At 69.0% G+C, this 20365-nt stretch carries 17 protein-coding genes; 10 read left to right on the top strand and 7 right to left on the bottom strand.

Annotation, left to right across the window (positions count from 1 at the left end):
• The first annotated feature begins 36 nt into the window (after positions 1 to 36).
• Positions 37 to 1059 (top strand): DUF4331 family protein, encoded by a 1023-nt coding sequence (locus ACIBGM_RS01485; protein ID WP_396384115.1) that lies wholly within the window; start codon positions 37 to 39, stop codon positions 1057 to 1059.
• 22 nt (positions 1060 to 1081) lie between these two features.
• Here ACIBGM_RS01485 and ACIBGM_RS01480 read toward each other — a convergent pair whose 3' ends face one another.
• On the bottom strand, positions 1082 to 2050 hold the full coding sequence (locus tag ACIBGM_RS01480; RefSeq protein WP_396384114.1) for an ArsR/SmtB family transcription factor: 969 nt from the start codon (positions 2048 to 2050) through the stop codon (positions 1082 to 1084).
• 59 nt (positions 2051 to 2109) lie between these two features.
• On the opposite strand from ACIBGM_RS01480, the gene ACIBGM_RS01475 reads away from it, so the two are divergent.
• The 3 genes from ACIBGM_RS01475 to ACIBGM_RS01465 are packed head-to-tail and all read left to right on the top strand — an operon-like array spanning position 2110 to position 4758.
• Positions 2110 to 3348: a hypothetical protein gene (locus tag ACIBGM_RS01475; protein ID WP_396384113.1), complete on the top strand. Its 1239-nt coding sequence runs from the start codon at positions 2110 to 2112 to the stop codon at positions 3346 to 3348.
• Positions 3296 to 4111, top strand: a complete 816-nt coding sequence (locus ACIBGM_RS01470; RefSeq protein WP_360515324.1) for an ABC transporter ATP-binding protein — start codon at positions 3296 to 3298, stop codon at positions 4109 to 4111. The genes ACIBGM_RS01475 and ACIBGM_RS01470 overlap by 53 nt, the downstream gene beginning before the upstream one ends.
• Positions 4108 to 4758: a hypothetical protein gene (locus ACIBGM_RS01465; RefSeq protein WP_396384112.1), complete on the top strand. Its 651-nt coding sequence runs from the start codon at positions 4108 to 4110 to the stop codon at positions 4756 to 4758. Before ACIBGM_RS01470 ends, ACIBGM_RS01465 begins: the two co-directional genes overlap by 4 nt.
• Here ACIBGM_RS01465 and ACIBGM_RS01460 read toward each other — a convergent pair.
• The 3 genes from ACIBGM_RS01460 to ACIBGM_RS01450 all read right to left on the bottom strand — a co-directional run bounded on the left by ACIBGM_RS01460 (position 4755) and on the right by ACIBGM_RS01450 (position 8050).
• Positions 4755 to 5645, bottom strand: a complete 891-nt coding sequence (locus ACIBGM_RS01460) for a carbohydrate ABC transporter permease (RefSeq protein WP_360515318.1) — start codon at positions 5643 to 5645, stop codon at positions 4755 to 4757. The genes ACIBGM_RS01465 and ACIBGM_RS01460 overlap by 4 nt on opposite strands.
• Position 5646: 1 nt before the next feature.
• The gene (locus tag ACIBGM_RS01455) at positions 5647 to 6576 is read right to left on the bottom strand and encodes a carbohydrate ABC transporter permease (RefSeq protein ID WP_396384111.1); all 930 of its coding nucleotides are present in this window, start codon (positions 6574 to 6576) and stop codon (positions 5647 to 5649) included.
• A 118-nt stretch (positions 6577 to 6694) separates the two neighbouring features.
• Positions 6695 to 8050, bottom strand: coding sequence for an extracellular solute-binding protein (locus ACIBGM_RS01450; RefSeq protein WP_360515312.1), 1356 nt, complete (start codon positions 8048 to 8050; stop codon positions 6695 to 6697).
• Positions 8051 to 8338: 288 nt separating this feature from the next.
• Between ACIBGM_RS01450 and ACIBGM_RS01445 the strand changes: the two genes are divergently transcribed.
• The 3 genes from ACIBGM_RS01445 (at position 8339) to ACIBGM_RS01435 (ending at position 14230) form a co-directional block, all read left to right on the top strand.
• Positions 8339 to 10732, top strand: coding sequence for a glycoside hydrolase family 3 N-terminal domain-containing protein (locus ACIBGM_RS01445; protein WP_396384110.1), 2394 nt, complete (start codon positions 8339 to 8341; stop codon positions 10730 to 10732).
• Between the two features lie 4 nt (positions 10733 to 10736).
• Positions 10737 to 11795 carry a LacI family DNA-binding transcriptional regulator gene (locus ACIBGM_RS01440; protein WP_360515306.1) on the top strand — a complete coding sequence of 353 codons (1059 nt, stop codon included), beginning with the start codon at positions 10737 to 10739 and terminating at the stop codon, positions 11793 to 11795.
• 176 nt (positions 11796 to 11971) lie between these two features.
• Positions 11972 to 14230 (top strand): HelD family protein, encoded by a 2259-nt coding sequence (locus tag ACIBGM_RS01435; RefSeq protein ID WP_396384109.1) that lies wholly within the window; start codon positions 11972 to 11974, stop codon positions 14228 to 14230.
• On the opposite strand, the gene ACIBGM_RS01430 is transcribed toward ACIBGM_RS01435, so the two are convergent.
• Both ACIBGM_RS01430 and ACIBGM_RS01425 read right to left on the bottom strand, forming a co-directional pair.
• The gene (locus tag ACIBGM_RS01430) at positions 14196 to 14543 is read right to left on the bottom strand and encodes an AzlD domain-containing protein (RefSeq protein ID WP_396384108.1); all 348 of its coding nucleotides are present in this window, start codon (positions 14541 to 14543) and stop codon (positions 14196 to 14198) included. The two genes, ACIBGM_RS01435 and ACIBGM_RS01430, sit on opposite strands and share 35 nt — an antisense overlap.
• A complete protein-coding gene (locus tag ACIBGM_RS01425; protein WP_396384107.1) occupies positions 14536 to 15234 on the bottom strand; it encodes an AzlC family ABC transporter permease in 699 nt (232 codons plus the stop codon). The genes ACIBGM_RS01430 and ACIBGM_RS01425 overlap by 8 nt, the downstream gene beginning before the upstream one ends.
• A gap of 80 nt (positions 15235 to 15314) precedes the next feature.
• On the opposite strand from ACIBGM_RS01425, the gene ACIBGM_RS01420 reads away from it, so the two are divergent.
• The 3 genes from ACIBGM_RS01420 to ACIBGM_RS01410 all read left to right on the top strand — a co-directional run bounded on the left by ACIBGM_RS01420 (position 15315) and on the right by ACIBGM_RS01410 (position 19569).
• Positions 15315 to 15746: an Lrp/AsnC family transcriptional regulator gene (locus tag ACIBGM_RS01420; RefSeq protein ID WP_396384106.1), complete on the top strand. Its 432-nt coding sequence runs from the start codon at positions 15315 to 15317 to the stop codon at positions 15744 to 15746.
• A gap of 97 nt (positions 15747 to 15843) precedes the next feature.
• Positions 15844 to 18240 (top strand): penicillin-binding protein, encoded by a 2397-nt coding sequence (locus ACIBGM_RS01415; RefSeq protein ID WP_396384105.1) that lies wholly within the window; start codon positions 15844 to 15846, stop codon positions 18238 to 18240.
• A gap of 84 nt (positions 18241 to 18324) precedes the next feature.
• Positions 18325 to 19569: an aminotransferase class I/II-fold pyridoxal phosphate-dependent enzyme gene (locus ACIBGM_RS01410; RefSeq protein WP_396384104.1), complete on the top strand. Its 1245-nt coding sequence runs from the start codon at positions 18325 to 18327 to the stop codon at positions 19567 to 19569.
• Here the strand turns inward: ACIBGM_RS01410 and ACIBGM_RS01405 are convergent.
• Positions 19566 to 20333 carry a phytanoyl-CoA dioxygenase family protein gene (locus ACIBGM_RS01405; protein ID WP_396384103.1) on the bottom strand — a complete coding sequence of 256 codons (768 nt, stop codon included), beginning with the start codon at positions 20331 to 20333 and terminating at the stop codon, positions 19566 to 19568. The genes ACIBGM_RS01410 and ACIBGM_RS01405 overlap by 4 nt on opposite strands.
• Between the last annotated feature and the right edge of the window lie 32 nt (positions 20334 to 20365).

Genomic DNA, 20365 nt, shown 5'->3' with positions numbered 1-20365 from the left:
CCACCCAAGGGCACCGATCACAGGGAGACCGCCAGCATGTCGCACCACCTCGACACACCGCTCGCCCGGCAGAACGGCCAGCTCTACATCGACGACCTGTACGTGTTCCCGGGGCACGAGAGCACGGTGTTCGTCATGGACGTCAACTCGACGATCACCGAGCCCGACGTCCAGCCCGGCTTCCATTCCGAGGCCCGCTACGAGTTCAAGGTGCACGTCGACGACGCGGAGACCGAGACGCTCACCTACCGGGTGTCCTTCGACGAGCGCGACGTGTACGGCGGGCAGCCGCTGACCGTGCACGTGCTGACCGGCGACGACGCTTCGAACGACGACGCCGAGGGCGAGCTGGTCCTGCAGGGCGACGCAGGTCAGCCGGTCGAGGGGCCGGGTATCCGGCTGTGGGCCGGGCTGATCGCGGACTCCTTCTACATCGATCTGGCGCTGCTGGCCCGGGTCAATGCCGCCGTACACGACGGGACCGCTGTCGACCTGTCCGGCTGGCAGCCCGAGCAGGCGCAGAACAGCTTCGCCGGCACCACCGTCGAGTCGATCGTGCTGGAGATCTCGCACCAGCACCCGGTGCTGCGGCCCGGCGCCCGGATCGGGGTCTGGTGCACCACGAAGCTGGCCACCGACGCCGGTGGGTGGCGGCAGATCAACCGTGCCGGTCACCCGATGATGTGGCCGATCTTCTGGCCCGACGACACCCGGTTCACCTACCCGGCCAACACCCGGCACCCCTCCCAGGACTTCGAGGCCGACGGCAAGAACCTGGCCGAACGCGTCACCGCGGTCGTCGCGGCCGGCGGCCCGTCGGACGATCCGCACGGGTACGGCGAAACCGTCGCCCGCCAACTGTTCCCCGACGTACTCCCCTATCGCGTCGGCACCCCGGCCACCTTCGGCTTCGCAACCCGCAACGGCCGCACCCTCGCCGACAACGCCCCCGAGGTGATGCTCTCCCTGGTCGCCGGCACCGCCATCCCCTCCGGCCTGAAGCCCTCCATCTCCACCCGCCTCCGCCAACCCAACTTCCCCTACGTCGTCCCCGCCTGACGCCGCCGGCGGGCCGCGGCACCTAGGGTCTTCGGCGGTTCGGCGTCGGTCGTCGGGCGACTCGGCGGCCGGTGTCGGACTGCCAGTAGAGGACTGAGCGGCCGGATCGGCGGCGTTCGAGGAGGCCTGCGTCCGTGAGCACGCGGAGATGGTCGGACACCGTGGCCAGCGACAGACCGGTCGTGGCGACCAGGACCGTCGTGCTGACCGGGTTCGCGGCCTCGACCAGGATCCGCGCGCGGTTGCGGCCGAGCAGTTGCACCAGCGGCTCGGTCTGGGGTTCGGCGCCGGCGAAAATCCCGGAGACGGGGTAGGTCAACGCGAACCGGTCCGGCTTGCGCCAGGACACGTTCACTCCTCTGGTGTGCGCCGCGATGAACATCAGGTCCTGCCCGCGGATGTCCGTGACCGGGTAGTCCCAACGGTTGATCTGGATCCGCCCGTCGCCCAGCCATCGAACATCCGGCCCGAGCCCTTCCAGCACCCCGGACCAGCCGTGCTCACTCAGCCGGGACGTCCGGGACATGATGTCGGCCTGGAGCAGTCGCAACCGCCGCGGCCACTCGGGCTCGATCGTCTCCGTCCAGATCCAGGTGAGCAGCTCGGCCGCTTGCCCGCCCAGGCCGGTCGACTCGAGCAGGACGTCCGGCAACGGCGTCCGTACGACGCTCAGGTCCGCCCGGATGTGGTCGTCGTCCAGGCTGATCATCAGCTCGAGCTCGTCGGCCAGCACCTGGTCCGGCTCCAACGGCGGGACGGTGATGAAGTCGGCGACCCAGCTCCGGCCGAAGGCGTTGTCGACAATCGCCGCCCAGACCGGGTTCCGCCGCAACTGGTCCTGGAACGCGGCCACGTGGGCGTCCTTCCACGCGCGGTACCACGGCTCGGTCGGCGCCCGCAGCATCTTCAGCGCGGACACCGTCTCGGTGAGCTGCGAGGTGCCGAACCGGGCGTTCGCCAGGGTGTCGGCATCGGCCAGGAACTCGGACAACGTTTCGCCTCCACCCGAAACTGTAGGCGGCGCCGGTGCATCCGTCGATCCTCACAAGCATGACGACGTACCGGCAGATCTTCGCGAATCGGGAGTTCCGCAGCCTGTGGATCGGGAGCGCGCTCGGCAACGCGTCGGCGACCATGACGAGCCTGACGCTCGCGCTGATGGTCGACGCCGCGACCGGGTCCGCGCTGCTGGCGGCGATGGTGATGTTCGGGCCGTCGCTGGCCCAGGTGCTGGGCGCGTCCACGCTGATGTCCGCGGCGGACACCGCGCGGCCGCGCCGGGTGCTGACGCTGCTCACCGGATTGTCGACAATCGCCGCCGCCGTCCAGGCCGCCTTCGACCTCGGCGCTGGGCTCCGGCTGCTGATCACGCTGCTGGTGGCCTACGGACTGTCGATCGGTTCCGGGGTCCGCTCCGGCCTGCTGAACGAGGTCGTCGGCCAGGACCAGTTCGTCCTCGGCCGTTCGGCGATGAACCTGTCGGTCGGCGCGATGCAGATCGCCGGCTTCGGCACAGCGGGTTTGTTGCTCCAAGCCCTCAGTCCGTCGGACGTTCTCTGGCTGGCCGCGGCCTGCTCGGCGCTGGCGATCCCGGTGATCTGGTTCGGCCTGCTCGACCGGAAGCCGCGCCGCCTCGCTCGCACCAGCCTGGTGGAGACCTGGCGCGGCAATCAGCGGTTGCTCGGCCAGGCCCGGACCCGCCCGTTGCTGCTGGCCCTGACTCTCCCCAACGGACTCGTCGTCGGTTGCGAGGCCCTCTTCGTCCCGTACGCCGGTTCGGACGCCGGCTGGCTGCTGGCCGCGGGTGCCGCCGGCATGATGACCGGCGACCTGGTCGTCGGCCGCTTCCTCAGCCGCTCCGGTCGCCGCACGGCCGGGCGCTGGCTGCGCATCATGCTGGCCGTGCCGTTCCTCGGCTTCGCGTTCGACCTGCACATCGCCGTACTTGCTGGGCTCGTCGCACTCGGCAGCAGTGGCTACGCGGCATCGCTGTCCCAGCAGGAGGTGCTCGTCGACCTGACGCCGACGGATCTCCGCGGGCAGGTGCTCGGGCTGGAGTCGGCGCTGCGGATGACGACGTTCGGGGTGGTCGCGATCCTGGCCGGCGCGCTCGCCGACCTCACCTCCCCCGCCCCGGCGATCACAGCCCTCGCCGCCGTGTCGCTGCTGGTCTCGCTCGTCCTCACCCGGCCGCTGGCCCGCGTGATGAACCCCGAGGCCCGGATAGGCTCGCGCCATGGAGGTAGTGCGGCTGCGGAGGGTCTCGAAGAGGTACGGCCGCCGGCGTGAGGTCCTCGCGGACGTCGACCTGCAGCTCGCTGCCGGCGAGCTGCTCGCTCTGGTCGGCGCGAACGGCTCGGGCAAGTCGACCGTCCTGAAGCTCATGGTCGGCCTGTCGCGGCCGACGTCGGGGACGGTACGGCGGAGTGCCCGGATCGTCAGCTACGTGCCGGACGTGTTCGCGTCCCACGATCGGCTCTCGGCGTCGGCGTACCTGCGCCACATGGGACGGATCCGCGGGCTCAGCGCGCACGCGGCCAAGGCGCGATCCGATGCACTGCTGGAGAGGCTGGCCCTCGCGGGCGGCGCGGGCACCCCGATGCGGAAGCTGTCGAAAGGCAACGCGCAGAAGGTCGCACTGGCCCAGGCGTTGCTCGAACCTCCCGAGCTGCTGGTGCTCGACGAGCCGTGGTCCGGACTGGACGCAACCGCGCACAGCACCTTGCGCGAGCTTCTCGCCGAGACCGCGGCGGCAGGCGCGGCGGTCGCCTTCACCGAGCACTCCGACCACGTCGTCCGCTCGACAGCGACCCGAGTCTGCGAGCTCCGCGACGGCAGGCTGGTCACCTCAGCCCGAACCTCCGTCACCGAGATCTCCCTGGTGGCCGGCCAACCGCTCGACTGGACCACCCAACCCAACGTCCTGGAGGTACGGCGGCACGCCGACGGCGTCACGTTGTCACTACCGACCGGCCGCCACGACGCCGCCTTGCTGACCGCGTTGAACCACGGATGGTCGGTCACCACGGTTCGCCAGGTGAGGTCCGAGTGACCGCTCTCTACCGCTACCTGATCACCAGCGTCCTGCTCTCCCAGCGCTATCTGCCACCCACCCTGATCTTCCTGGCCGCGCTGGCTGTCGGCACGAGCTCGGACTCCGGCCCGCTCGAGTCGTCCTACGCGTTCTGCGTGCTCGCGATGCTGGTCTGCTCGACCTGGCTGACCGTTGCCATCGTCAACCACGAGGAGCCGACCCAGCACCAGATCACCCTGGTGATGATCGGCGACTCGCTGCGCGTCCTCGCGATCACGGTCGCCGTGGTCCTGACCTGGTGCACCCCGCTGCTGGCGATTGGGCTCGCCTACCCGATCGTCACCGGCAAGCATGTCGTGACCGTCGGCGCGCTCGCCGTCGGCGCCGCGGCTCAGCTCTCCGCCGCGATGATCGGCAGCGCGATCGGCCTGCTGTGCTCGCGCCTCGTCATCCCGCGGATCGGGATCGCCATGCTGACCGCGGCCGCGGCGATCCTCGCCGTACTGCTGCTCCGCTGGATCTCGCCGATCCGGCCGCTGATGACGCTGCTGTCCAACGAGCACTCGCCGGCCGACAACGCCGTACCACTCACTCTGCTGACGGCGTTGTCGGCGGTCCTCCTGATCGCCGCGGTCCTTGCGACCCGCGCGCTGGCGGATCGCTAGCGGCTGAAGCCGGCGGTCAGGCCGCTGAGGAGCTGGCGGCGGCCGATGGCGTAGAGGATGACGATGGGCAGCGTGCTCAGCATGACCGACGCGAGCACGGCCGGGATGTTGACGCTGAACTGCCCCTGGAAGGTCCACAGGCCGAGCGGAAGCGTGCGCTTGTCGGGGCTCTGGGTCAGGATCAGCGGCAGCAGGAAGCCGTTCCACACGGCCAGGCCGTTGTAGATGCTGACCGTGACGAGGGCCGGCCGGGTCAGCGGCAGGGCGAGCTTGCGGAGCATGTCCCACTCACTCGCGCCGTCGACCCGCATCGACTCGAACAGCTCCTTCGGCACGTCCCGGATGAAGTTCGTCAGCACCAGCACCGACAGCGGGATCGCGAACGCGACCGACGGCAGGATGATCGCCAGCAGGCTGTCGTACAGGCGCATCCGGATGATCAGCAGGTAGACCGGGATGATCGTGGCCTGCAGCGGGATCGCCAGACCCATCAGGAACATGCCGTTGATCCCGGCCAGGAACCTGCTGCCGGCGCCCCGGACGATCGCGTACGCGGCCATGAACGCGATCGCGACGGCCGGGATCACGGTGCCGGCCGTCACGATGACGCTGTTCAGGAAGTACTGGCCGAAGTCGTTCTCGATCACCAGCCGGTAGTTCGCCAGCGTCGGGTCGGCCGGGAGCGCGAACGGGTTCTGGCTGAAGTACGCCGTCTGGTCCTTGAAGCTGGTCACCACGATCCAGTACAGCGGGACCATCACGATCACCAGCCACAACCAGGCCGCGGCGCCGCCGAACCAGTTGAGCTGCAGGAGCTTGCGGACGTTCAAGCGTGCCCGGGAGGGACGGCGGCCGGCCGTCTGCGCCTCGGTGGTCGCCACTGCCATGTCACGCACCTTCCTGCTGGCTGGACGTCAAACTCCCGCCGAGCCTTCGCAGCAAGAGCGCGAGCGCCAGGCCGAAAAGCACCAGCAGAACGGCGATCACACTCGCCGGGCCCATCAGGTTCGCCTGGAAACCGCGCTTGTACATGTCGAGCGCGAGCACCCGGGTGGCGTCACCGGGACCGCCGGCGGTGAGCACGAAGATCAGGTCGAAGAAGGTCAGCGAACCCACCAGGATCAGCGTCGACGACGTGATGATCGTGTACTTCAGCTGCGGCACGGTGATGCTGAAGAACTGCCGGACCCGGCCGGCGCCGTCGATCGCGGCTGCCTCGTACATCGAGGTCGGGATCTGCCGGACCCCGCCTTGGTAGATCAGGGAGTGGAACGGGATGAACTGCCAGGACACGACGAAGATGACCACGCCGAGGGCGAGCGTCTCGTTGCCGAGCCAGTCCTGGGTGAGGAATCCGATCTTCAACCCGGGGCCGAGCCCGAAATTCGGGTCCAGCAGGGCCTTGTAGGTGATCGCGATCGCGGCCGAGCTGAGCAGCAGCGGGATGAAGAACAGCACCGCGAGGAAACCGCGGTAGCGCTGCCGGCCGGCCAGGAAGGTGCCGATCAGCATGCTGATCGGCGTCTGCACCGCCCAGGACAGGATCATGATCTCGAACGTCACCCAGATCGTGTGCGGCAGCGCGGGGTCGTCGAGCACCGAGCGCCAGCTGTCGAACCCGGCCGGGTGGATCGCACCGAGACCGTCCCACTGGGTGAAGCTGAGGAACAGGACACCGAACAGCGGCACGATGCCGAAGGCGATGAACATGACCAGCGCGGGCAGCGCCATCCAGGCGACGGAACCGCTCCGCCCGGCGCCGCCGGACGGAGCTTTTTGGCCAGTGGCCGGCAGGACAGGCGGAGCGGTCGTCGTCACGGGGCCCTCCCGGCCTGGACTGAGGAGTGGAGGGAGCGCAGCGACCGGAGGGACGAGGGAAGGCCGGGAGCCGAAGGCCCCATGACCCGCCGAGCCGGAGGCGAGGCCAAAGGCACTGTCACTGCCCGATCACCGCGTTCATGCTGTCGGCGAACTGCTGGGGGGAGATCGACAGCTGGAACAGCTTGGCGATGTTGTCGAGCAGCGTCTCGGCCTGGGTCGGGCTGAGCGCCTGGTCCCAGGACTGCTGGAAGCTCTTCGCGTTCGCCGAGGTGTCGTAGACGAAGTTCAGCCACTCGGAGTCGTTCTTGTCCGTCACCGAGGACAGCTTGTCCTTGGCGCTCGTCACCACCGGGATGTTGCCGGACTGCACCCAGGCCTCGACCGAGGCGTCGTCGAGGGTGTTGTTGGCCAGGAACTTCTTCGCGGTCTCCTTCTCGCCGGCGCTGGCCTTGGAGGAGATGGACAGGTACTGCCCCGGGTTGCCGACCGTGTTGCTCGGGTCGCCCTTGCCGCCGTCGACCGGCGGGAAGTTCATGTAGCCGAGGTGGCCGCCGGTGACGAAGTCGCCGCCGGAGGCCTTCATGTTGCCGTAGGTCCAGGCGCCGTGCAGCATCATCGCGGCCTTGCCGGTGAACAGCAGCGCCTGGTCGGCGTTGGAGTCGGCGGTGATCGAGGAGAAGCCCTTGATGAAGCCGTTCGCCTTGATCAGGTTCTGCATCTCCTCCAGCGCCTTCAGCGCCGACGGGTCCGACCAGCTGTTCGGCTTGCCGTCGAAGATGTTCTGGAAGACCTCGGCGCCGCCGATCCGGTCGAACAGGAACTCCAGCCACATCATGTTGGTCCAGCGCGACTGGCCGCCGAGCGAGAACGGCGCGATGCCGGCGTTGTTGAACTTCGGCACCAGGTCCATGATGTCGCCCCAGGACTTGGGCGGCTCGACACCGACCTTCTGGAAGGACCGCTTGTCGTAGAACAGCACGATCGGCGTCGTGGTCTCGACCGGCATCGCGTAGATCTTGCCGCCGACCGTCGCGGCGCCGAAGGCGGACGGGAAGATCGACTGCTTCAGCGCCGACTGCTCCCCGAACCACGAGGTCAGGTCCTCGACCTGGTTGGCGTCGACGTAGCTCTTCAGGCCACCGCCGCCCCAGCCCCAGATCAGCGTCGGCCCCTGGCCGGCCCCGATCGCGGTCTTGATCTTCTGCTTGAACGCGTCGTTCTGGAACTCGGTGAACTTGATCTGGGTGCCCGAGTTCGCGTCGTTGAACCGCTTGACCTGCGCTTCCCGGATCGCCTGCTGCGGCTGGCCGGTCAGGAACCAGTACGACGCACCGCTGCCGGCCGCCGCACCACCCGTGGAGCCGCCGGAGCTCTGTGGGCCGGAAGTGCCGCAGGCAGCCAGTCCGGCCGCGAGCGCGCCGCCGCCGACCAGGCCGAGAAAGGAACGCCGAGATGTCGTGATGGGATCCACAGTGATCTCCGTACTCCAGGCCGCGGACCCGCTCCACGGCGCGTGGCTGTCGGGGCGCTCAAGGCCCCCCGATTAAGACTATGTTTCGTAACGTAGATTTCGAGAGTTTCGCTGTCAAGACTTGAACTACCGTCAGTTTGGGGTCACAGTGAGGTCACGGATTCCCTGCTGTCACAGGAGATCCATAGACTTCCCGAGCACCGTGACGAGGGCGGCGAGCCGCCCCGAAACTTCGAAAAGTTTTCGATACTTTGTCACGGCAAAGGGCCCAGGTTAAGGGAGAATTTCTTGTCCACGCCGACCTCCTCCAGCGTGCCGGACCGTCCCTGGCTCGACCCCGCGCTCGCGCTCGACAAGCGCGCCGAGCTGCTCCTGCAGGCGATGACGCCGGCGGAGAAGGTCGCGCAGCTCGGCAGCCGGTGGGCCGGTAACGACATGGCCGACCACGAGCTCCCCGAAGAGGAGACGATCAACGTCGCGCCGATGGAGGACGTGTTCGCGGCCGGTGGCTCGCTGTCGCTCGAGGAGGCGAGCCGGCACGGACTCGGCCACCTCACCCGGGTCTGGGGCAGCGTCCCGCAGTCGGTCGAGCACGGTGTCGAGGAGCTGATCCGCCAGCACCATGTAGTGCTCGAGGGATCCCGGCTCGGCGTCCCGGCCCTGGTCCACGAGGAGTGCCTCACCGGCTTCACGACATACGGCGCGACCGTCTACCCGGCGTCGATCGCCTGGGGCGCCACGTTCGATCCCGCGCTGGTCGAGCGGATGGCCGCGGCGATCGGGCGCGACATGGCCGCGGTCGGTGTGCACCAGGGGTTGTCGCCGGTGCTCGACGTCGTCCGTGACTATCGCTGGGGCCGGGTCGAGGAGACGATCGGCGAGGATCCGTACCTGGTGGCCATGCTCGGGTCGGCGTACGTCCGCGGGCTGCAGAGTGCCGGCGTGGTCGCGACGCTGAAGCACTTCGCCGGGTACTCGGCGTCCAGGGCCGGGCGCAACCACGGGCCGGTGTCGATGGGGCGTCGCGAGCTGCTCGACTTCATCCTGCCGACGTTCGAGACCGCGATCGCGACGGCCGACGCGGGCTCGGTGATGAGCTCGTACTCCGACATCGACGGCCTGCCGGCGAGTGCGGATCCGTGGCTGTTCACCGACGTACTGCGCACGGAGTGGGGGTTCGGCGGCACGGTCGTGTCGGACTACTGGGCGGTGCCGTTCCTCTCGTCGATGCACCGGGTCGCGTCCGACAATGCGGACGCCGGTGTGGTCGCGCTGACGGCCGGCACCGATGTCGAACTGCCGGACACCATCGGGTTCGCCGGCCTGCTCGAGAAGGTGCAGTCGGGTGTCGTCTCCGAGGAACTGGTCGATCGCGCGGCCCGGCGGTTGCTGCTGCAGAAAGTCAAGCTCGGCCTGCTCGATCCCGACTGGACCCCGGAGGGCTCGGTGCGCGCGGGCGGCGTCGACCTCGACTCGGCCGAGAACCGGGAGATCGCCCAGCGGCTCGCCGAGCGCTCGGTCATCCTCCTCGACGCCGGTACGGCGTTGCCGCTGGCGACCGGCCTGCGCAAGATCGCGGTGGTCGGGCCGTGCGCGGCCGACCCGCGCACGCTGATGGGCTGCTACGCGTTCCCGAACCACGTGCTCCCCCGCTACCCCGACCGCGGTTTCGGGATCGACGTCCCCAGCCAGATCGATGCCCTGCGCAACGAGATCGGCGACGCGGAGCTCGTGCACGCCAAGGGTTGTGAGGTCACCGGCGACGACCGGTCCGGTATCGAGGCCGCGGTCGCGGCGGCCCGGGACGCCGAGCTGTGCATCGCGTACGTCGGAGATCGCTCCGGACTGTTCGGCCACGGCACCTCCGGCGAAGGCTGTGACGCCGAGGACCTGCGGCTCCCCGGCGTACAGGGCGAGCTGCTCGACCAACTGCTCGACACCGGTACGCCGGTCGTCGTGGTGGTCGTCTCGGGCCGTCCGTACGCGCTCGGCGACTTCGCGGACCGACTCGCCGGGCTGGTCCAGGCGTTCCTTCCCGGCCAGGAGGGTGCGGCCGCGATCGCCGGCGTACTGAGTGGGCGGATCGTGCCGAGCGGCAAGCTGCCGGTGCAGATCCCGCGCCACGTCGGCGGGCAGCCGGGCACGTACCTGCAGCCCGCGCTCGGCAGTGTGGAGAGCGCCGGGATCAGCGGGCTGGAGGCGCGGCCGCTGTTCCCGTTCGGGTACGGAGCGTCGTACACCAGCTTCGAGGTCGGCGACCTGCGCGTCAGCGCGACCGAGATCGGGAACGACGGTGAGTTCACCGCGACCGTCCGGGTCCGCAACACCGGCGACCGGGCCGGCGACGAGGTCGTCCAGCTCTACCTGCACGACGTGGTGGCCCGGATCGCCCGCCCGCTGAAACAGCTGACCGGCTTCGCGCGGGTGTCGCTGGAGCCGGGCGAGGCCGCCGATGTCACCTTCCGTGTGCACGCCGATCGCACCGCGTACACCGGGCCGGACCTGCAGCGAATCGTCGAGCCGGGTGACGTCGAGGTGATGATCGGCACGTCGTCACTGGACCTGCCGTGTCGGGCTTTTGTCCGGGTTACCGGGGATGTGAGGGTGGTGGGACACGATCGCGTGCTGACCACCCCGGTCGAGTTGACGCCGGTGGTGACCGAGGGAGCAGGAGGAGGATGATGGGATGCCGCGGTTGAAGGGTCGCGTCACCCTGGCCACCGTGGCCGGCACGGCCGGGGTGTCGGTCGCCACGGTCTCCAAGGTGCTCAACGGCCGCAGCGACGTCTCGCCGGCCACCCGGGCCCGGGTCCAGGACATCCTCGAGAAGCACGGGTACGTCGGCCGCCGGCCGGAGCCGGTCGAGCGCGACAGCGTCGAGCTCTTCTTCCAGGGTGTGCTGAACGCCTACTCGGTCGAGGTGATCCAGGGCGTCGTCGAGGCCGGGCAGGTGGCCGGCGTGGACGTCGTACTGAACGCCCATCCTCCGCACCCGCAGACCTCGAGCTCCGGCCGGGCCGCGCGCTGGATCCGGGAGCTGATCGGCAACGGCCGGCGCGCCGCGATCGGCATCACCAGCGAGCTCGCCGACGCCGACCTCGCCGCGCTGTCCCGGGCCCGGCTGCCGCTCGTGGTCGTCGATCCGATCGACATCCCGCAGCCGGACGTGACGAGCGTCGGCTCGACCAACTTCGCCGGCGGGATGGCGGCCACCCAGCACCTGCTGTCCCTCGGCCACCACCGGATCGCGTACATCGGCGGTCCGCCGACCTCAGGCTGCAACCAGGCCCGGATGAGCGGGTTCCGCAGCGCGATGGACGCGGTCGGCGCGCCGGTGCCGCCGGAGTACATCTGGCTGCGGGACTTCCTGTACGACGACGGTCTGGCCGGCGGGGCCGCCATGCTCGACCTGCCGGACCGGCCGACTGCGATCTTCGCCGGCAGCGACGAGGTCGCCCTCGGCATCCTGGAGGCGGCCCGCGCCCGCGGCCTGCGCGTCCCCGAGGACCTCAGCGTGGTCGGCTTCGACGACACCGAGGTCGCCCGGCTCGCCTCTCCCCCGCTCACCACGGTGAAGCAGCCACTGCGCGAGATGGGCGCCGTAGCACTACGCACAGCCCTGCAGCTGGCTGCCGGCGAAAAGGTCGACTCCCACCATGTGGAGCTGGCAACGACCCTGATCATCCGGTCCTCGGCCGCGCCCAACCACTACCCGCGGCCCAGAGCCGCCGACCGCCCGGCCTGACGCAGCGCCGGACCTGCTCACTCGCCTGTTCTTCTACCGACGGTTTGTTGCCCGGTGCGCCGATTCGGCGTACCGTTGTGTGTTTGTGCGGAGACATAAAAAAAGACGCCCGGTGGGGCATCTAATAACAGATTAGCAGGAAATTCCGCTCTGTGCAAACACCTATTGGGGGCAGTGTGACGGACGAGGTGCTGGTGCGCGAGATCGCCGTGGAACAAGGCGATGTGACGAGGATGTACGACCGGCTCGACGTTCTCCGGGAGCGGGCCCGCGGGGAATTGGCGCGGGTTCAGCGCGAGGAGACCACCGAGACCGAGCAGGCCTGGGCCGAACGCGAGTCTTTCACCGATCTGTTCGCCGGACGGTTCTCGCAATTGTCGTCGGTGGAACGCGGGTTGTGTTTCGGCCGGATCGACACCGGCGACGGCGGGCGCTTCCACGTCGGCCGGATCGGGCTGTTCGACGAGGACTACGACCCGCTCCTGATCGACTGGCGGACACCGGTCGCGCAGGTGTTCTACCGCGCGACGCCGGCCGACCCGCTCGGCGTCACCCGGCGCCGGCACATCCGGCTGTACGGCCGCACGGTGGTCGGCGTGGACGACGACGTACTGGATCTGGAGGCACTCGGCGACCCCGAACGCCGGACGCTGATCGGCGAGGCCGCGCTGATGGCGTCACTCGGCGCGAGCCGCACCGGCCGGATGAACGAGATCGTCGCGACGATCCAGACCGAGCAGGACGAGATCATCCGCTCCGGGCTGCCCGGCGTGCTGGTGGTCCAGGGCGGTCCGGGCACCGGCAAGACCGTGGTCGCGCTGCATCGCGCGGCGTACCTGCTCTACACGCATCGCGAGCAGCTGTCGCGGAGCGGCGTACTGGTCGTCGGGCCCAACGCGACCTTCCTGCGCTACATCGATCAGGTGCTCCCCTCGCTCGGTGAGACCGATGTCGTGCTGGCGACTGTCGGCGAGCTCTACCCGGGCGTAGACGCGACTGCGGCGGAGTCCCAGGCGGCGGCCCGGGTCAAGGGCGACGAGGCGATGGCCGACGTCCTCGCGCGGGCCGTGCGTGACTTCCAGCTGGTGCCGACGGCCCCGATCGAGCTGAAGGTGGATCAGCATGATCTCGTACTGCGGCCGAGCGTCGTACGGAAGGCTCGGGAGCGGGCCCGGGCCACGGACCGGCCGCACAACCGGGCTCGGCTCGTCTTCGTGCGTGCGATTCTCACGGCGTTGACCAATCAGATCGCCGATCGGCTCGGGCGGCGGTATCTCGGGACCGAGGACCTCGAGGACATCCGCAAGGAGCTGACCGAGGACGACAAGGTTCAGGCGCTACTGGTCCGGCTCTGGCCCGAGCTCACGCCGCAGATCCTGGTGTCCGTGCTGCTGTCGTCACCGGAGCGACTCAAGGCCGCGGCGCCGCACCTGACCGACGACGAGCTGGCAGCGGTACGGCGGCCGGTCGACGCCGAGTGGACGCAGTCCGACGTCGCGCTCCTCGACGAGGCGGCCGAGCTGCTCGGCGACACCGACGGAACCGTTGCCGCACGCAACCGGAAGGAGTCGGACGACGCGGCGGCCGAGCAGGTCCACTGGGAGTACGCCCGGGGCGTCATCGACATCGAGCTCACCGCCGACCGGATCACCATCGAGCCGTGGGAGATCGAGGAGTTCGCCGCGCTCGTCCACCACCGGACGCAACTGATCGAGAACCCCGGCACCGTGGCCGAACGGGCCGCGTCCGACCGCACCTGGGTGTTCGGACACGTCATCGTGGACGAGGCGCAGGAGCTGTCCGCGATGGACTGGCGGATGCTGATGCGCCGGTGCCCGCGTCGCTCGATGACGCTGGTCGGAGACGTCGCGCAGACCGGCTCGGCGGCGGGAATCGCCTCGTGGGCCGATGTTCTGGACAAGTACGCGCCGCGGCGGTGGCGGAGCGCGGAGCTGACGGTGAACTACCGCACGCCCACCGAGATCATGGCCGTCGCCGGGAACGTGCTGGCCGCGATCGACCCGTCGCTCAGCCCGCCGGCTTCGGTCCGCCAGACCGGCACCCAGCCGTGGCTCGACTCGGTGCCCGCGGACGCGTTCGTGGACGCGCTCGTGACCACGATCAGGTTCGAGCGCCAGGCGATCGACGACGGGCGGCTCGCGGTCATCGTCCCGGCCTCGCGGTACGACGAGCTGGCCGCCGTACTCCCGGACGTTGCCCACGGCCACGACCCGGCCGTCCTCGACGCCGGCGCCGCCCTGCTCGACGTGGCCCAGTCCAAAGGCCTCGAGTTCGACGCCGTCCTGATCGCCGACCCGGCCACGATCATCACCGACTCCCCCCGCGGCCTCTCCGACCTCTACGTAGCCATCACCCGAGCGACCAAGCGCCTCACCATCCTCACCCCAGGCCCCCTCCCAGCGGTACTGCGTTGACCAGGACGACGTAGGTGGTGGTGCCGATCCCGACGCTGAGGATGGTCCGGCGACCGAAGAGGAGATGTGCGGCCGCGGTCACCCCAACAGCAAGGATCGCGTAGGGCATCGCGCCGGGGGCTTCGGTGACAGTGGTGTGCAGGGCTGCGGCGGCGAGGACGGCGAGGATGCCCACCGGCATCCAGAGCGCGAACTCCTGCACGACGGTCGACGTACGGAGGGTGCGGAGGATCGCGAAGGGTACGGCGCGCAACGCGAGGGTGATGGTGAAGACGATCGCCAGGACGGCAACGACGTACGACGTACTAGGCATGGACGACCTTCAGGGCGTGACGGGCGAGCAGGAGAACGACGAAGAGGACGAGAGCGGTGAGCATCGCGGCTCCCGGCGTGAGCACCAGGGCGACCACAACGCTGCCCAAGGCGAGCAGCAGGGATGGGAGCTCGCGCCGGGAGCGGAACGCGTCGAGCGTGAGCACGGTGAAGAGCGCGCAGAGTGCGAACTCCAGGCCCTTGATCGGCGCGGGCAAGGCGGCACCGAGCGCGACTCCGACGAATCCGCCGCCGACCCAGTACGTCTGGCAGGTCAACTGCATCGCGATCAGCCGGCTGGCCGAGCGTTCGGACGGCACGAGTGATGCCTGTACGGCGTACGCCTCGTCGATCATCGCGTAGACGGCGTACGCCTTGGCGAAGCGGTTCTTCACCAGGTCGAGCGGGAACGAGAACGCGTAGAAGACATGCCGGAAGTTGACCACGACAACAGTCAGCGCCACCGCGGCCAAGGGCGCGGTGGTGGCGATCATGCCAACGAGCAGCAGTTCGAGCGAACCGGCGAACGCCGCCAGCGAGAGCGCCGGCGCGATCCACCACGGCAGTCCGGCCTGGACGACGAGCAGGCCGAGCGCGATGCCGAGCGGGAAGATCCCGAGCCCGGCGGAGAACGAATCACGAATCCCCGCGCCGGCAGCGCCGTAACGAGGGACCAGCAGAGTTTGAGGCACCTCTTCATGGTCCCGGAAATGCAGTGAGAGGTGGTTGCGAAGATTGCCCTCGGGACGCCGCACTGTGCAATCATCAGGCCATGGATGCCGTAGATCGCGCAATAATCGCAGAGTTGACCCGCGACGGGCGGTTGACCAACGTCGAGCTGGCCGGGCGGGTCGGGCTCACCGCCGGGCCGTGTCTGCGGCGGGTGCAGCGGCTCGAGGCCGACGGGGTGATCCGGGGTTACCGGGCTGTGCTCGACCCGGCTGCACTGGGGCGGTCGTTCGAGGTGCTGCTCAACATCACTCTCGAGGCCAACGACGCCGCGGCCGTCGATCGGTTCGAGCAGACGCTGGTCGCGCTCGACGAGGTCACCGAGCTCCGGCGCCTGTTCGGCACACCCGACTACTTCGTCCGCGTCGCAGTCGCCGACCTGACCGCGTACGAGGCGTTCCTCAGCACCCACGTCCTCCCGATCCCCCGGGTCCAGCGGGTCACCTCCGCCTTCACCATGAAGGTCATCAAGTGAGCGAGCCCTCACGCTCGGTGAGATCTTTGGGTAATTGAGTAAAGTCCGTAACGAAAAGGCTCCCGGAAAGGCCTGTCCTGACGTAATCTGCCGGACCATGCACAGAGGCGAGCCCGCCCGGCCCAACGTTGCACAATCGGTGATCCTGTTCCTGCTGGTCAGCGGTCTGTGCGGCGCCCTCGTCGCCGGACTTGCGCTTCCGTTCGCCGGCCTGGCCGGCGTCACCACGGAGAAGGCGCACGACACCGTCCAGTTCCTTCCGCAGGACCTGCAGACGGCGCCGCTGGCCCAGAAGAGCCAGATCCTGGCGGCCGACGGCTCGCTGATCGCCACGCTGTACCAAGAGAACCGCACGCCGGTCACGCTGAAGCAGATCAGCCCGGTGATGCTGAAGGCGATCGTCGCCATCGAGGACGACCGCTTCTACCAGCACGGTGCGCTGGACGCGAAGGGGACGCTGCGCGCGCTGCTGCGCAACCAGTCCCAGGGCTCGGTCCAGCAGGGCGGCTCCAGCATCACCCAGCAGTACGTGAAGCTCAGCCTGGTCGCGAAGGCGCGCACGCCGGAGGAGATCCAGGCCGCCACCGCGGAGACCTACGAGCGCAAGGTCGCCGAGCTCCGCTACGCGATCGCGATCGAGAAGCAGTACTCCAAGGACGAGATCCTCAACCGCTACCTGAACCTCGCCTTCTTCGGCGACCGCTCGTACGGCGTCGAGGCGGCGGCGATGCACTACTTCGGGGTGCACGCGGCCAAGCTCAACCTGCCGCAGGCCGCGCTGCTGGCCGGCCTGGTGAAGAACCCGACCGGGTACAACCCGACCAACAACCCGAAGCGGGCCAAGGAGCGCCGCGACGTGGTGCTGCGCCGGATGCAGGAGCTGAACATCATCTCGGCCAAGGAGGCCCGGGACGCGCTCAAGACGCCGGTGCTGGACCCGGCCAAGATCCGCAACGTGCCGAGCGGCTGCGCCAACTCGAAGTACCCGTTCTACTGCGACTACATCGTCGCCGCGCTGAAGGACAACCCGGCGTTGGGCAAGACCAGCGAGGACCGAGAGAACTACATCGAGACCTCCGGCCTGATCGTGCGCACGTCACTGGACCCGAAGATCCAGAAGGCGGCCCAGGCCTCGATCGACAAGCACTCCAAGCCGACCGACACCGCGGTCGCCGCGATCACCGTCGTCGAGCCGGGCACCGGCCTGGTGAAGGCGATGGCGCAGAGCCGGACGTACGGCAGCAAGAAGGGCCAGACGTCGTACAACTACAACGTCGAGAAGTCGTACCCGGGCGGCTTCGGCGGCTTCCAGAACGGCTCGACGATGAAGGCGTTCACGATCGCGGCCGCGATCGGCGGAGGCGTCCCGATGACGTACCGGATCGCCTCGCCGCAGACCATCGACCTGAGCAACAAGAAGTTCAGCACCTGTGGCGGCGGCACCACGTCCGACCCCGACTACAAGCCGAAGAACTCCACCAAGACGGTCGCCGACCCGTCGATGATCGACGCGGCCCGGGCGTCGACCAACACCTACTTTCTGCAGCTGTCCCAGCAGATCGGCCTCTGCCCGATCGCGACCGTTGCAGGCAAGCTCGGCATGTACGACGCCCAGACGCTGCAACCGCTGAAGCAGACCGTCTCGTACACGCTGGGGCCCGGCCTGGTCAGCCCGTTGATGCTGTCCAACGCGTACGCGACCTTCGCGGCCCGCGGGATCTACTGCAAGCCGCAGGTGGTTACCGCGATCACCAGCAGCCGGGGCAAGGGCGTCCCGACCCCGGGACCGAATTGCAAGCGGGCCTTGTCGCCGACGGTCGCCGACGGCGTGAACTACGTCCTGCAGAAGGTCATGGAGCCGGGCGGCACCGGCGCCAAGCTGAAGTTCGGCAAGAGCGATCTGGCCGGCAAGACCGGAACGACCGACTACAATCTGGCGGTCTGGTTCGCGGGCTACACGAACAGACTGGCCGCCGCCACAGTGGTGGCCGACGCGGATCCGGAGTACACCAACCTGATCGGTCACACGCTCAACGGCAAGAAGATGCGCGACGCCTCCGGTTCCGGTACGGCGGGACCGATCTGGCAGGCCGCGATGCAGGCAGCGTTGCAGGGCCTGCCGTCGAGCAAGTTCGTGCAGCCGGACGACAAGACGATCCGCGGCAACGTGAAGGATCTGCCGTACCTGAAGGGCATGCCGCCCGCCGAGGCGATCGCGAAGCTGATGCAGCTGGGCTTCAAGGCGCAGGTCGCGCCGGAGCCGGTGGACTCCGACGCGCAGGCGGGGATGGTCGCCTACACCACGCCGCGGCAGGAGGACGGTGCTCCGGCCGGTGCGACCGTGACGCTGCACCTGTCCAACGGCAGCAAGGCGCAACCGCCGGTGACACCACCCACACCGCCGATGACACCACCGACGATCAAGCCGCCGCCGGGCTTCCCGACCTGCCCGCCGTGGGACCCGAAGTACCCCAACTGCCGGCGCGGTCGCTGACCGGTCTGTGGATATCTTCTGCGGGCCGCCGGGGTGAGTCATTAGGCTGTGGCCGTTCGAAGCCAGAGCAGAAAGGGAAATCCTGTGACCGTCGATGAGCTGCAGCGCGCCCGCCAGGAGTACGACGACCTTGTCGCGCGGGGGCTGAAGCTCGACCTGACGCGCGGAAAGCCGTCACCCCGGCAACTCGATCTCGCGAACGGGATGCTCGACCAAGACGTCGAGCCGGTGTCGGCCGCCGGGGTGGACCTGCGCAACTACGGCGGTCTGGAGGGGCTGCCCGAGCTGCGGGCGATCTTCGCCGGCTCTCTGCAGGTGCCGGTCGACCAGCTGCTTGCGGCCGGCAACTCCAGCCTGGAGCTGATGCACGACGCGGTGGTGTTCTCGCTGCTGGGCGTCGTACCGGGCGCGGAGCGACGGTGGGTCGACGAGCCGGAGATCACCTTCCTGTGCCCGGTGCCCGGGTATGACCGGCACTTCTCGGTCTGCGAGCGGTTCGGCATCAAGATGGTCGCGGTGCCGATGACGCCGGACGGACCGGACATGGACGTCGTCGAGCGGCTGGTCGCGGCGGACCCGCAGGTGAAGGGCATCTGGTGCGTGCCCAAGTACAGCAACCCCGACGGCACGGTGTACTCGGACGAGACGGTGCGGCGGCTGGCGGCGATGGAGACGGCGGCCCCGGACTTCCGGATCTTCTGGGACAACGCGTACGCCGTTCACCACCTGACCGACACCGAGTCCGAGATCGCCGACGTGCTGGCGTTGTGCGCCGAGCACGGCCATCCGGACCGGGCGCTCGTGTTCGGGTCCAGCTCGAAGATCACCTTCGCCGGGTCCGGGGTGGCGTTCTTCGGGTCCTCCCCCGCCAACGTCGCCTGGTGGCTGAGCCACACCTCGAAGCGCAGCATCGGCCCGGACAAGATCAACCAGTTGCGGCACGTGCAGTTCCTGCGCGACGCCGACGGGCTGCGGGCGCACATGCGGAACCTGGCGGAGCTGATCCGGCCCAAGTTCGAGGCCGTGGACAAGATCCTCAGCGCCGAGCTCGGCGGCACCGACCTGGCGTCCTGGACCAGCCCCGCCGGCGGCTACTTCATCACGCTCCAGGTCCCGAAGGGTTGCGCCCGCGCCGTCGTCGCGAAGGCGAAGGCCGCCGGCATCGCCCTGACCCCAGCCGGCGCCAGCCACCCGTACGGCGACGACCCGGACGACCGGACGATCCGCATCGCCCCGACCTACCCCGAGCTGCCCGAGGTCGAGGCAGCCATCTCCGGTCTGGCCACCTGCATCCGCCTCGTCGGCGCGGAGCAGCAGCCGGCCGGCTAGTTGGTGCCGGTGACGTCGAGGATGAAGCGCTGGGCCGGCGTCAGGCGGTTGTAGGTTTCGACGCGGAGGTAGGCCTGCTGGTCCAGCTGTTGCGGGAGATGGCGTAGGGCGAAGTAGGAGTGCATCGCCCTCCGCGGTTGGTCGGTCCGGTTCTGGGTGCCGCCGTGCCAGAGGTGGCTGTTGAAGACGACGACCGTGCCGGCCTTGCCGGTCAGCAGAACCTGGTCCGGGTGCTCGTCACCCGGGTTGGCCATCTCGTCGCCGGGCATGGTGCCGCGCCGGTGTGAGCCGGGCACCACGCGGGTCGCGCCGTTGTCCGGGGTGAAGTCGTCGAGCAGCCAGATCGAGTTGCACACCTCGTACTCGCCGGGCTCGACCGGGTGGCCGAAGTCGGCGTGCAGGCCCTGATGCCCCTGCCCCGGCAGGGCTGCGCGGCTGTTCAGCGACGACAGCCGGAACTCGCCGAGCACGTGCTTCATCGCGGCCAGCACCCGCGGGCGGCTGAAGCAGACTTCGAACCTCGGGTCCTTGTTGACCAGGTCGGCAAGCCGGTCCGTACCCCTCTCCTGGTGCACCTCGAGACCCGCTCGGTCGCCCTCGGCGGCGGTGAGCTCCGCCATGCGTTTGTTGAGGCCGGACACCTCTTCCGCCGTGAGGACTCCCTCGAGCGGAAGGAACCCGTCACGGTCGAGCTGGTCCTTCTCGGCTTGGGTGAGCACGTCGCCGGTCACGCCGAGGTCGTGCAGTGCGGTCGCCATATCCATAAGCACTCCTTCACAGGTTGCACGAATCGATG

This window comes from Kribbella sp. NPDC050470, from assembly GCF_044458365.1.
Taxonomy (GTDB): Bacteria; Actinomycetota; Actinomycetes; order Propionibacteriales; family Kribbellaceae; genus Kribbella.
This window is presented reverse-complemented; position numbering and strand designations above follow the sequence as displayed.

Coding starts and splice junctions, on each gene's coding strand:
- ACIBGM_RS01420 (WP_396384106.1), top strand. CDS start 15,315: ATGGATGCCGTAGATCGCGCAATAATCGCAGAGTTGACCCGCGACGGG.
- ACIBGM_RS01415 (WP_396384105.1), top strand. CDS start 15,844: ATGCACAGAGGCGAGCCCGCCCGGCCCAACGTTGCACAATCGGTGATC.
- ACIBGM_RS01485 (WP_396384115.1), top strand. CDS start 37: ATGTCGCACCACCTCGACACACCGCTCGCCCGGCAGAACGGCCAGCTC.
- ACIBGM_RS01430 (WP_396384108.1), bottom strand. CDS start 14,543: ATGCCTAGTACGTCGTACGTCGTTGCCGTCCTGGCGATCGTCTTCACC.
- ACIBGM_RS01405 (WP_396384103.1), bottom strand. CDS start 20,333: ATGGATATGGCGACCGCACTGCACGACCTCGGCGTGACCGGCGACGTG.
- ACIBGM_RS01470 (WP_360515324.1), top strand. CDS start 3,296: ATGGAGGTAGTGCGGCTGCGGAGGGTCTCGAAGAGGTACGGCCGCCGG.
- ACIBGM_RS01460 (WP_360515318.1), bottom strand. CDS start 5,645: ATGGCAGTGGCGACCACCGAGGCGCAGACGGCCGGCCGCCGTCCCTCC.
- ACIBGM_RS01475 (WP_396384113.1), top strand. CDS start 2,110: ATGACGACGTACCGGCAGATCTTCGCGAATCGGGAGTTCCGCAGCCTG.
- ACIBGM_RS01440 (WP_360515306.1), top strand. CDS start 10,737: ATGCCGCGGTTGAAGGGTCGCGTCACCCTGGCCACCGTGGCCGGCACG.